This window comes from Enterobacter sp. BNK-34, assembly GCF_048684445.1.
Taxonomy (GTDB): domain Bacteria; phylum Pseudomonadota; class Gammaproteobacteria; order Enterobacterales; family Enterobacteriaceae; genus Enterobacter; species Enterobacter pseudoroggenkampii.
Genome location: NZ_JBLQUA010000001.1, coordinates 1940865 through 1952610 on the forward strand (window position 1 = coordinate 1940865; position 11746 = coordinate 1952610).

General features: G+C 57.3%; 9 protein-coding genes. All 9 read left to right on the top strand.

Annotation, left to right across the window (positions count from 1 at the left end):
- The first annotated feature begins 4 nt into the window (after positions 1-4).
- From ACMGG5_RS09425 to ACMGG5_RS09465, 9 genes are read left to right on the top strand one after another with little or no spacing between them, the layout of a single operon-like run.
- Positions 5-1771: a peptidoglycan glycosyltransferase FtsI gene (locus ACMGG5_RS09425; RefSeq protein ID WP_420277781.1), complete on the top strand. Its 1767-nt coding sequence runs from the start codon at positions 5-7 to the stop codon at positions 1769-1771.
- Positions 1758-3245, top strand: coding sequence for a UDP-N-acetylmuramoyl-L-alanyl-D-glutamate--2,6-diaminopimelate ligase (gene murE, locus ACMGG5_RS09430; RefSeq protein WP_420277782.1), 1488 nt, complete (start codon positions 1758-1760; stop codon positions 3243-3245). Before ACMGG5_RS09425 ends, murE begins: the two co-directional genes overlap by 14 nt.
- Positions 3242-4600 carry a UDP-N-acetylmuramoyl-tripeptide--D-alanyl-D-alanine ligase gene (murF, locus tag ACMGG5_RS09435; protein WP_420277783.1) on the top strand — a complete coding sequence of 453 codons (1359 nt, stop codon included), beginning with the start codon at positions 3242-3244 and terminating at the stop codon, positions 4598-4600. Before murE ends, murF begins: the two co-directional genes overlap by 4 nt.
- Positions 4594-5676: a phospho-N-acetylmuramoyl-pentapeptide-transferase gene (mraY, locus tag ACMGG5_RS09440; protein ID WP_008501985.1), complete on the top strand. Its 1083-nt coding sequence runs from the start codon at positions 4594-4596 to the stop codon at positions 5674-5676. The genes murF and mraY overlap by 7 nt, the downstream gene beginning before the upstream one ends.
- A gap of 2 nt (positions 5677-5678) precedes the next feature.
- Positions 5679-6995, top strand: coding sequence for a UDP-N-acetylmuramoyl-L-alanine--D-glutamate ligase (gene murD, locus ACMGG5_RS09445; protein ID WP_420277784.1), 1317 nt, complete (start codon positions 5679-5681; stop codon positions 6993-6995).
- Entirely contained in the window at positions 6995-8239 is a 1245-nt protein-coding gene (ftsW, locus tag ACMGG5_RS09450) for a cell division protein FtsW (protein WP_420277785.1), read from the top strand. Before murD ends, ftsW begins: the two co-directional genes overlap by 1 nt.
- Positions 8236-9300 carry an undecaprenyldiphospho-muramoylpentapeptide beta-N-acetylglucosaminyltransferase gene (gene murG, locus ACMGG5_RS09455; protein ID WP_023334504.1) on the top strand — a complete coding sequence of 355 codons (1065 nt, stop codon included), beginning with the start codon at positions 8236-8238 and terminating at the stop codon, positions 9298-9300. The genes ftsW and murG overlap by 4 nt, the downstream gene beginning before the upstream one ends.
- Before the next feature lie 56 nt (positions 9301-9356).
- Positions 9357-10832, top strand: coding sequence for a UDP-N-acetylmuramate--L-alanine ligase (gene murC / locus ACMGG5_RS09460; protein WP_420277786.1), 1476 nt, complete (start codon positions 9357-9359; stop codon positions 10830-10832).
- Entirely contained in the window at positions 10825-11745 is a 921-nt protein-coding gene (locus tag ACMGG5_RS09465) for a D-alanine--D-alanine ligase (RefSeq protein WP_420277787.1), read from the top strand. The genes murC and ACMGG5_RS09465 overlap by 8 nt, the downstream gene beginning before the upstream one ends.
- The last annotated feature ends 1 nt before the right edge of the window (position 11746 follow it).

Consider the following 11746-nt stretch of genomic DNA (forward strand, 5'->3'; position numbering starts at 1 on the left):
ACGCATGAAAGCAGCGGCAAAAACGCTAAAACCAAAACGTCAGGAAGAACAGGCCAACTTTGTCAGTTGGCGTTTTGCGTTGCTTTGCGGCTGCATTTTACTGGCGCTGGGTTTCCTGCTCGGACGCGTGGCCTGGCTACAAATCGTCGCCCCTGACATGCTGGTTCGCCAGGGCGATATGCGCTCTCTGCGCGTCCAGGAAGTGTCGACATCCCGTGGGATGATCACCGACCGCTCGGGTCGTCCGCTGGCGGTGAGCGTGCCGGTGAAGGCTATCTGGGCCGATCCGAAAGAACTGCATGATGCTGGCGGCATCACGCTTGATAACCGATGGAAGGCCCTTGCGGATGCGCTGAAGATGCCGCTGGACCAGTTATCTTCACGCGTGAATACCAACCCGAGAGGGCGCTTTATCTATCTGGCGCGTCAGGTGAATCCTGACATGGCAGACTACATCAAAAAATTGAAGCTGCCGGGGATCCATCTGCGCGAAGAATCCCGCCGGTACTATCCATCCGGCGAAGTGACTGCTCACCTCATTGGCTTTACTAACGTTGATAGCCAGGGGATTGAGGGCGTTGAAAAAAGCTTTGATAAATGGCTGACCGGTCAGCCCGGTGAGCGCATTGTGCGTAAAGACCGCTATGGTCGCGTGATCGAGGATATTTCCTCAACGGACAGCCAGGCAGCACACAACCTTGCGCTGAGTATCGATGAGCGGTTACAGGCGCTGGTTTACCGCGAGCTGAACAACGCCGTGGCCTTTAACAAAGCGGAATCGGGCAGTGCCGTGTTAGTTGATGTCAACACGGGTGAAGTGCTGGCGATGGCCAATAGCCCGTCCTACAACCCTAACAATCTTACCGGTACGCAAAAGGATATTATGCGTAACCGTACCATCACCGACGTGTTCGAACCGGGTTCGACCGTTAAGCCGATGGTCGTCATGACTGCACTTCAGCGCGGTATCGTTAATGAAAATACCGTACTGAATACCGTTCCTTACCGAATTAACGGTCACGAAATCAAAGACGTGGCGCGCTACAGCGAATTGACCCTGACCGGGGTGTTACAGAAGTCGAGTAACGTCGGTGTTTCAAAGCTGGCGTTAGCGATGCCGTCCTCAGCGTTAGTAGAGACTTACTCACGTTTTGGGCTTGGAAAGGCGACCAATTTGGGGTTGGTCGGAGAACGCAGTGGCTTATATCCTCAAAAACAACGGTGGTCTGACATAGAGAGGGCCACCTTCTCTTTCGGCTACGGGCTAATGGTGACACCGTTACAGTTAGCGCGAGTCTACGCAACGATCGGCAGCTATGGCGTTTATCGTCCGCTGTCGATTACCAAAGTTGATCCACCGGTTCCCGGTGAGCGTATCTTCCCGGAATCGACCGTCCGTACTGTTGTTCATATGATGGAAAGCGTGGCGCTGCCCGGCGGCGGCGGCGTGAAGGCGGCAATCAAAGGTTATCGCATCGCTATCAAGACCGGTACGGCGAAAAAAGTGGGGCCGGATGGCCGCTATATCAACAAATACATTGCCTATACCGCAGGCGTTGCGCCTGCAAGCAATCCGCGTTTTGCGCTGGTGGTCGTTATTAACGATCCACAGGCGGGTAAATACTACGGCGGCGCCGTCTCCGCGCCTGTGTTCGGGGCTATCATGGGCGGCGTGTTACGTACCATGAACATTGAACCGGATGCGCTGGCGACGGGCGAAAAAAGTGAATTTGTAATTAATCAAGGCGAGGGTACAGGTGGCAGATCGTAATTTGCGCGACCTTCTCGCTCCGTGGGTGCCAAATGCACCGGAGCGAGCACTGCGAGAGATGATACTGGACAGCCGCGTGGCTGCTTCTGGCGATCTTTTTGTGGCGGTGGTCGGTCATCAGGCGGACGGGCGTCGTTATATCCCGCAGGCGATTGCGCAAGGTGTGGCTGCCATTATTGCTGAGGCTAAAGATGAGGCAACCGACGGTGAGATCCGTGAAATGCACGGGGTGCCGGTTATCTATCTCAGCCAGTTAAACGAGCGTCTTTCCGCACTGGCGGGGCGTTTTTATCACGAACCTTCCGACCAGCTGCGCCTGGTTGGCGTGACGGGTACCAACGGTAAAACCACCACCACGCAGCTGATGGCGCAGTGGGCCAAGCTGCTGGGTGAAACCGGTGCGGTGATGGGGACCGTGGGTAATGGCCTGCTGGGCAAAGTGAGCCCAACGGAAAACACCACCGGCTCCGCGGTAGACGTACAGCATGTGCTTGCCGGTCTGGCAGGGCAGGGGGCAACCTTTGCTGCGATGGAGGTCTCTTCGCACGGTCTGGTACAGCACCGCGTCGCGGCGCTGAAATTTGCCGCTTCCGTGTTTACCAATTTGAGCCGCGATCATCTTGATTATCATGGTGATATGGAGCATTACGAAGCCGCGAAATGGCTGCTGTTCTCTACTCACCATTACGGACAAGCCATCATCAACGCCGACGACGAAGTGGGCCGCCGCTGGCTGGCGAAGCTGCCGGATGCGGTTGCAGTGTCGATGGAAGACCATATCAATCCAAACTGCCACGGCCGCTGGCTGAAGGCGGTTGAAGTGAATTACCACGACAGCGGGGCGACAATCCGCTTTGCCTCTTCCTGGGGTGAAGGTGAAATTGAAAGCCGCCTGATGGGCGCGTTTAACGTCAGCAACCTGCTGCTGGCGCTGGCGACGCTGCTGGCGCTGGGGTATCCAATGGCTGAGCTGCTGAAAACCTCAGCACGTCTGCAGCCAGTTTGCGGCCGTATGGAAGTGTTCAGCGCGCCGGGCAAACCGACCGTTGTGGTTGATTATGCCCACACGCCGGACGCGCTGGAAAAAGCGCTGGAAGCGGCGCGCCTGCACTGCACAGGGAAGCTCTGGTGCGTGTTTGGCTGCGGCGGCGATCGCGACAAAGGCAAACGCCCGCTGATGGGGGCTATTGCCGAGCAGTTTGCAGATATTCCGGTAGTCACCGATGACAACCCGCGTACGGAAGAGCCGCGCGCCATCATTAATGACATTCTGGCGGGCATGCTGGACGCGGGCCGCGCTCGCGTGGTGGAAGGCCGTGCGGAAGCCGTGACTAACACCATCATGCAAGCGCGGGAGAATGATGTTGTCCTGCTGGCGGGTAAAGGCCATGAAGATTATCAGATCGTTGGCAATCGCCGTCTGGACTACTCGGACCGCGTAACGGCAGCACGTCTGCTGGGAGTCGTGGCATGATTAGCATCACGTTAAGCCAGGCCGCTGCCATTCTGCAGGGCGACCTGCACGGGCAAGACCTGACGATTGATGCCGTCACGACGGACACCCGCAAAATCACCGCAGGCTGTCTGTTTGTGGCGCTGAAAGGCGAGCGTTTTGACGCGCATGATTTTGCTGAACAGGCCAAAGAGAACGGCGCCGGTGCGCTGCTGGTCAGCCGCAAGCTGGATATCGAACTGCCGCAAATTGTGGTGAAAGATACGCGTCTCGCGTTCGGTGAGCTGGCCGCCTGGGTCCGTCAGCAGGTCCCTGCGCGCGTTGTCGCCCTGACCGGATCATCAGGCAAGACGTCGGTGAAAGAGATGACGGCGGCGATCCTCAGCCAGTGCGGGAATACGCTTTATACCGCGGGCAACCTCAATAATGACATCGGCGTGCCGATGACATTACTCCGCCTGACCAAAGAACATGAATTTGCGGTGATCGAGTTAGGGGCAAACCACCAGGGCGAAATCGCCTGGACCGTGAGTCTGACTCGCCCGGAAGCCGCACTGGTGAATAACCTCGCGGCTGCGCATCTGGAAGGCTTTGGCTCGCTGGAAGGCGTAGCAAAAGCCAAAGGTGAGATTTACACCGGCCTGCCGGATGACGGTATCGCCATCCTGAACGCCGATAACAACGACTGGCTGAACTGGCAGAGCATTATTGGTTCGCGTAAAACCTGGCGCTTCTCGCCGAATGCGGTCAACAGTGATTTTACCGCGACCAATATCCACGTGACGTCGCACGGCACAGAATTCACCCTCACCACCCCAACGGGTGGTGTCGATGTGCTGCTGCCGCTGCCGGGTCGCCATAACATCGCCAATGCGCTTGCGGCGGCGGCGTTGTCGACGGCGGTGGGCGCGTCGCATGAAGCGATTAAAACCGGGCTGGCGAACCTGAAAGCCGTGCCGGGACGTCTGTTCCCGATTCAGCTTTCGGAAAATAAGCTGCTGCTGGATGACTCCTACAACGCGAACGTTGGCTCGATGACGGCGGCGGTGCAGGTGTTATCTGAAATGCCGGGCTATCGCATCATGGTAGTTGGCGATATGGCAGAGCTGGGCGACGAAAGCGAAGCCTGTCATACCCAGGTCGGTGAAGCGGCGAAAGCGGCGGGGCTGGACTGTGTGCTGAGCGCAGGAAAACTGAGCCAGGCGATTAGCTATGCCAGCGGCGTTGGCGAGCATTTTGCTGACAAAGCCGCGTTGATAGAGCGCCTCAAAGCGTTGATTGCAGAAAAACAAATTGTGACTGTGTTAGTGAAAGGTTCACGTAGTGCCGCCATGGAAGAGGTTGTGCACGCATTACAGGAGAACGGGACATGTTAGTTTGGCTGGCCGAACATTTGGTCAAATATTATTCAGGCTTTAACGTCTTTTCATATCTGACGTTTCGCGCCATCGTCAGCCTGCTGACTGCGCTGTTCATCTCGTTGTGGATGGGCCCGCGCATGATTGCCCGTCTGCAAAAACTCTCTTTCGGTCAGGTTGTACGTAACGACGGTCCGGAATCGCACTTCAGCAAACGCGGCACGCCGACCATGGGCGGGATCATGATCCTGACCGCCATCGTCGTTTCCGTGCTGCTGTGGGCCTATCCCTCCAACCCGTACGTCTGGTGCGTTCTGACGGTACTGGTGGGTTACGGGATCATCGGTTTTGTTGATGATTACCGCAAAGTTGTTCGTAAAGACACCAAAGGCCTGATTGCCCGCTGGAAATATTTCTGGATGTCGGTGATTGCGCTGGGCGTGGCCTTCGCGCTGTATCTGGCCGGGAAAGATACGCCAGCCACCGAGCTGGTCGTGCCGTTCTTTAAGGACGTGATGCCACAGCTGGGGCTGTTCTACATCCTGCTGGCCTACTTTGTGATTGTCGGTACCGGCAACGCCGTAAACCTGACCGACGGTCTGGATGGCCTGGCCATTATGCCAACCGTCTTTGTCGCCGCCGGTTTTGCGCTGGTGGCATGGGCGACCGGTAACATGAACTTTGCGAACTACCTGCACATCCCTTATCTGCGCCACGCGGGTGAGCTGGTGATCGTCTGTACGGCGATTGTCGGCGCGGGGCTGGGCTTCCTGTGGTTCAACACTTATCCGGCGCAGGTCTTTATGGGGGACGTCGGTTCTCTGGCTTTGGGCGGTGCGCTCGGCATTATCGCCGTACTGCTGCGTCAGGAGTTCCTGCTGGTGATCATGGGCGGTGTGTTTGTGGTTGAAACCCTGTCGGTGATTTTGCAGGTCGGTTCCTTCAAGCTGCGCGGTCAGCGCATCTTCCGTATGGCGCCGATTCACCACCACTATGAACTGAAAGGCTGGCCGGAGCCGCGCGTGATTGTGCGCTTCTGGATTATTTCGCTGATGCTGGTGCTGATTGGCCTGGCAACGCTGAAGGTACGTTAATCATGGCAGATTACCAGGGCAAAAAAGTCGTTATCATCGGGCTGGGCCTTACGGGGCTCTCCTGCGTGGACTTTTTCCTCGCGCGTGGCGTGACGCCGCGCGTGATGGATACGCGTGTCTCTCCGCCGGGTCTGGACAAACTGCCTGAACAGGTTGAACGCCACCTTGGTGGTCTGAATGATGACTGGCTGCTGGCAGCCGATCTGATTGTCGCCAGCCCGGGAATGGCGCTGGCGCATCCTTCACTGAGCGCTGCCGCGGATGCGGGCGTTGAGATTATCGGCGATATTGAGCTGTTCTGCCGCGAAGCACAGGCGCCCGTTATCGCCATTACCGGTTCTAACGGTAAAAGCACCGTCACTACCCTGGTGGGTGAAATGGCGAAAGCGGCGGGCATGAACGTCGGCGTTGGCGGTAACATTGGTTTACCCGCTCTGATGCTGCTGGACAAAGGCTGTGAGCTGTATGTTCTCGAGCTTTCCAGCTTCCAGCTGGAAACAACCTCCAGCCTGCACGCTGCGGCTGCGACAATCCTCAACGTGACTGAAGATCACATGGACAGATATCCATTTGGTCTGCAGCAGTACCGTGCCGCCAAGCTGCGCGTTTATGAGAATGCCAAAGTCTGCGTAGTGAATGCCGATGATGCGCTGACCATGCCGGTGCGTGGCGCAGACGATCGCTGCATCAGCTTCGGTATTACGATGGGGGATTACCACCTGAACCGCCAGCTGGGCGAAACCTGGCTGCGCGTGAAGGGTGAGAAAGTGCTGAACGTGAAAGAGATGAAGCTCACTGGTCAGCACAACTATACCAATGCCCTGGCGGCGCTGGCGCTGGCAGATGCAGTAGGGTTGCCACGCTCCTCCAGCCTGAAAGCATTAACCACGTTTTCTGGGCTGGCACACCGTTTCCAGCTGGCGCTGGAGCACAACGGCGTACGCTGGATCAACGACTCTAAAGCCACCAACGTGGGCAGCACGGAGGCCGCGCTGAACGGCCTGCACGTTGACGGCACGCTGCATTTGCTGCTGGGCGGCGACGGTAAATCAGCGGATTTCTCCTCCCTGAAACCGTATCTTTCCGGTGATAACGTCCGTCTGTACTGCTTCGGCCGTGACGGCAGCGAGCTGGCTGCACTGTGCCCTGAGGTCGCCGAGCAAACCGAAACCATGGAACAGGCGATGCGGCTGATTGCTCCTCGCGTGAAGCCAGGCGATATGGTGCTGCTCTCTCCGGCCTGCGCCAGCCTCGATCAATTCAAGAATTTCGAACAGCGTGGTGATGTCTTTACCCGCCTGGCGAAGGAGTTAGGCTGATGCGTTTATCTCTCCCTCGCCTGAAAATGCCGCGCCTGCCAGGATTTGGGATCCTGGTGTGGTTGTTTGCGGCACTCAAAGGCTGGGTGATGGGCTCTCGTCAAAAAGATAACGATAGCCTGGTCATGTACGATCGCACGCTGTTCTGGCTCACGATGGGGCTGGCAGCGGTCGGCTTTATTATGGTGACGTCAGCCTCAATGCCTGTCGGGCAGCGTCTGGCGAACGATCCTTTCCTGTTTGCCAAGCGTGATGGTCTGTACATCATCCTGGCGTTTTGCCTGGCGCTGGTGACCTTGCGTCTGCCAATGGAGTTCTGGCAGCGGCACAGTACGGCGATGCTGATCGCCTCGATTATTATGCTGCTGATCGTACTGGTGGTGGGGAGCTCTGTTAACGGGGCATCGCGCTGGATCGCCTTTGGCCCGCTGCGTATTCAACCTGCGGAATTTACCAAGCTCTCCCTGTTCTGCTACCTGGCTAACTACCTGGTGCGTAAGGTAGATGAAGTGCGTAACAACCTGCGCGGCTTCTTAAAACCGATGGGCGTGATTCTGGTGCTGGCGGTATTACTGCTGGCGCAGCCTGACCTCGGTACCGTTGTCGTGCTGTTCGTTACCACCCTGGCGATGCTGTTCCTGGCGGGCGCGAAGCTGTGGCAGTTCATCGCTATCATCGGAATGGGGATTTCGGCGGTTGTGCTGCTGATCCTCGCCGAGCCTTACCGTATTCGCCGTGTAACCTCGTTCTGGAACCCGTGGGAAGATCCGTTCGGCAGCGGTTATCAGCTGACTCAGTCGCTGATGGCCTTTGGTCGCGGCGAAGTCTGGGGACAGGGTCTGGGTAACTCGGTACAGAAACTGGAGTATTTACCGGAAGCGCACACTGACTTCATCTTCTCCATTATTGCGGAAGAACTGGGTTATATCGGTGTGGTATTAGCGCTATTAATGGTATTCTTCGTCGCTTTCCGCGCCATGTCCATCGGCCGGAAAGCGCTGGAGATCGATCACCGCTTCTCAGGATTCTTAGCCTGTTCAATTGGTATCTGGTTTAGCTTCCAGGCATTGGTTAACGTCGGGGCCGCAGCGGGTATGCTGCCGACCAAAGGTCTGACGTTGCCGTTGATCAGTTATGGTGGTTCCAGTCTGTTGATTATGTCGACGGCCATCATGCTGTTGTTACGCATAGATTATGAGACGCGTCTGGAAAAAGCCCAGGCGTTTACACGAGGTTCACGATGAATCAACCGAAGCGGTTAATGGTGATGGCAGGCGGTACCGGCGGACACGTGTTCCCGGGACTGGCGGTTGCGCACCATTTAATGGATCAGGGCTGGCAGGTACGCTGGCTGGGAACCGCAGACCGCATGGAAGCCGATCTGGTACCGAAGCACGGTATCGAGATCGACTTTATTCGTATTTCCGGCCTTCGGGGCAAAGGCCTCAAGGCAATGCTGCTGGCACCGGTGCGTATTTTTAACGCCTGGCGTCAGGCGCGCACCATCATGAAGCGCTTTAAGCCGGATGTGGTGCTGGGCATGGGCGGCTATGTCTCGGGTCCTGGCGGGCTGGCGGCGTGGTCGTTAGGTATTCCCGTTGTGCTGCATGAGCAGAACGGTATTGCCGGTCTGACCAACAAATGGCTGGCGAAAATCGCCACCAAAGTTATGCAGGCGTTTCCCGGCGCGTTCCCGAAAGCGGACGTCGTAGGTAACCCGGTGCGTGTGGACGTGCTGGCGCTGCCGCTGCCGGACGCTCGTCTGACGGGCCGTGAAGGGCCGGTGCGTGTACTGGTCGTCGGCGGCTCTCAGGGCGCGCGCATCCTAAACCAGACGATGCCGCAGGTTGCCGCAAAGCTGGGGGATGCCGTGACGATCTGGCACCAGAGCGGAAAAGGCGCTCAGCAGACCGTTGAGCAGGCTTACGCAGACGAAGGTCAGCCGCAGCATAAAGTCACAGAGTTTATCGACGACATGGCGGCAGCGTATGCCTGGGCCGATGTCGTGGTCTGTCGTTCAGGTGCCCTGACGGTGAGCGAGATCGCCGCCGCCGGTCTGCCTGCCCTGTTTGTGCCGTTCCAGCACAAAGACAGACAGCAGTACTGGAATGCGCTGCCGCTTGAGAAAGCCGGTGCCGCGAAGATATTTGAGCAGCCACAATTTACCGCCGACGCGGTCGCCACCACCCTGGCGGGCTGGAACAGAGACGCACTGCTGGAGATGGCGCAACGCGCGCGCGCGGCCGCTATCCCTGATGCGACGGAACGGGTGGCAAAAGAAGTGAGCCTGGCAGCCCAGGCTTAACCCTCGCAGCGCGTGAAGCGCGGCACGAATTTTAAGTAGTCGATGGCGTTTAGAGAATGAATACACAACAACTGGCAAAACTGCGTTCAATCGTGCCCGAGATGCGTCGCGTCCGGCACATTCACTTTGTTGGCATCGGTGGTGCTGGCATGGGCGGTATTGCCGAAGTGTTAGCTAACGAAGGCTATCAGATCAGCGGGTCTGACCTGGCGCCAAACCCTGTTACGCAGCAGCTGGCGTCGCTTGGGGCGACTATCTATTTCAACCATCGTCCGGAAAACGTGCGCGATGCGAGCGTGGTGGTGGTCTCAAGCGCCATCTCCTCTGACAATCCGGAAATCGTTGCCGCGCATGAAGCGCGCATTCCGGTGATCCGCCGTGCAGAAATGCTGGCGGAACTGATGCGTTTCCGTCACGGCATCGCTATTGCCGGGACCCACGGTAAAACCACGACCACGGCGATGGTCTCCAGTATTTATGCGGAAGCGGGTCTCGATCCGACCTTCGTCAACGGCGGTCTGGTCAAAGCCGCAGGCGTACATGCGCGTCTGGGCCACAGCCGTTATCTGATTGCCGAAGCGGATGAGAGCGACGCGTCGTTCCTGCACCTGCAGCCAATGGTGGCGATTGTCACCAACATCGAAGCTGACCATATGGATACCTACCAGGGCGACTTCGAAAACCTAAAGCAGACCTTCATCAACTTCCTGCACAACCTGCCGTTCTATGGACGCGCGGTGATGTGCGTAGACGATCCGGTGATCCGCGAGCTGCTGCCGCGCGTGGGTCGTCAAATCACCACTTACGGCTTCAGCGAAGACGCTGATGTCCGCGTGGAAGAGTACAAACAGATTGGTGCGCAGGGGCATTTCACGCTGGCGCGTCAGGACAAAGAACTGCTGCACGTCACGCTGAATGCGCCAGGTCGCCATAACGCCCTCAATGCCGCAGCGGCAGTGGCCGTCGCGACGGAAGAAGGCATTGATGATGATGCGATTCTGCGCGCGCTGGAAAGCTTCCAGGGCACCGGCCGTCGTTTCGACTTCCTCGGTGAATTCCCGCTGGACGCCGTGAACGGTAAAGCCGGCACAGCGATGCTGGTGGACGACTACGGCCACCATCCGACCGAAGTGGACGCCACCATCAAAGCCGCACGTGCAGGCTGGCCTGACAAAAATCTGGTGATGATCTTCCAGCCGCACCGCTTCACGCGTACGCGCGATCTGTACGACGATTTCGCCAGCGTCCTGTCACAGGTTGATACCTTGTTAATGCTGGATGTTTATTCAGCGGGCGAAACTCCGATTCCGGGCGCAGACAGTCGTTCTTTATGTCGCACCATCCGTGGACGCGGTAAAGTGGACCCTATTCTGGTTTCTGACCCTGCACAGGTGGCGGAAATTCTGGCACCGGTCCTGGCAGGTAACGATCTGATTCTGATTCAGGGCGCGGGAAATATCGGCAAAATCGCCCGTACCTTAGCTGAAATCAAACTGAAGCCGCAAACTCAGGAGGATGAGCATCATGGCTGATAAGATTGCTGTCCTGTCTGGCGGCACCTCCGCCGAGCGTGAGGTTTCCCTGAATTCCGGCGCGGCTGTGCTCGCGGGCCTGCGTGAAGGGGGCGTCAATGCGCACCTGGTCGACCCAAAAGAGGTCGACGTGAAGCAATTAAAAGCCATGGGCTTCGATAAAGTCTTTATCGCTTTGCATGGTCGCGGCGGTGAAGATGGCACCCTGCAGGGGCTTCTGGATTTGATCGGCATGCCGTACACCGGCAGCGGCGTGATGGCCTCCGCTATCTCTATGGATAAACTGCGCAGCAAACTCCTGTGGCAGGGCGCGGGGTTACCCGTTGCGCCATGGGTTGCGCTGACGCGTCGCGAATTTGAATTGGGCCTGCCGGATAGCGTTAATACACGCATTGCTGAACTGGGCTTACCGGTTATTGTAAAGCCCAGCCGGGAAGGCTCCAGTGTGGGAATGTCCAAAGTCGACAAAGCTGAAGATCTTTCGTCCGCTTTAGCACTGGCATTTCAACATGATGAAGAAGTTCTGATTGAAAAATGGCTCAGCGGGCCAGAATTTACCGTCGCGATGCTTGGCGAAGAAATTTTACCGTCAATCCGCATCCAACCCGCTGGAGTCTTCTATGATTATGAGGCGAAGTATCTCTCTGATGAGACGCAATATTTCTGCCCTTGTGGTCTTGAAGCCGAGCGTGAAGCAGATTTACAGTCCCTGGTGCTTAAAGCCTGGCATGTTCTGGGATGCCGCGGCTGGGGACGCATCGACGTGATGCAGGACAGTGATGGGCAATTTTATTTGCTGGAAGCCAATACCTCTCCGGGAATGACCAGTCACAGCCTTGTGCCGATGGCTGCGCGTCAGGCGGGGATGAGTTTCTCGCAGTTAGTCGTACGCATTCTGGACCAGGCAGGCTGAT

Bases quoted from the DNA above. Each gene is read 5' to 3' on its own strand.
- ACMGG5_RS09465 (WP_420277787.1), top strand. From the start codon at position 10,825: ATGGCTGATAAGATTGCTGTCCTGTCTGGCGGCACCTCCGCCGAGCGT.
- ACMGG5_RS09425 (WP_420277781.1), top strand. From the start codon at position 5: ATGAAAGCAGCGGCAAAAACGCTAAAACCAAAACGTCAGGAAGAACAG.
- murC (WP_420277786.1), top strand. From the start codon at position 9,357: ATGAATACACAACAACTGGCAAAACTGCGTTCAATCGTGCCCGAGATG.
- mraY (WP_008501985.1), top strand. From the start codon at position 4,594: ATGTTAGTTTGGCTGGCCGAACATTTGGTCAAATATTATTCAGGCTTT.
- murD (WP_420277784.1), top strand. From the start codon at position 5,679: ATGGCAGATTACCAGGGCAAAAAAGTCGTTATCATCGGGCTGGGCCTT.
- murG (WP_023334504.1), top strand. From the start codon at position 8,236: ATGAATCAACCGAAGCGGTTAATGGTGATGGCAGGCGGTACCGGCGGA.
- ftsW (WP_420277785.1), top strand. From the start codon at position 6,995: ATGCGTTTATCTCTCCCTCGCCTGAAAATGCCGCGCCTGCCAGGATTT.
- murF (WP_420277783.1), top strand. From the start codon at position 3,242: ATGATTAGCATCACGTTAAGCCAGGCCGCTGCCATTCTGCAGGGCGAC.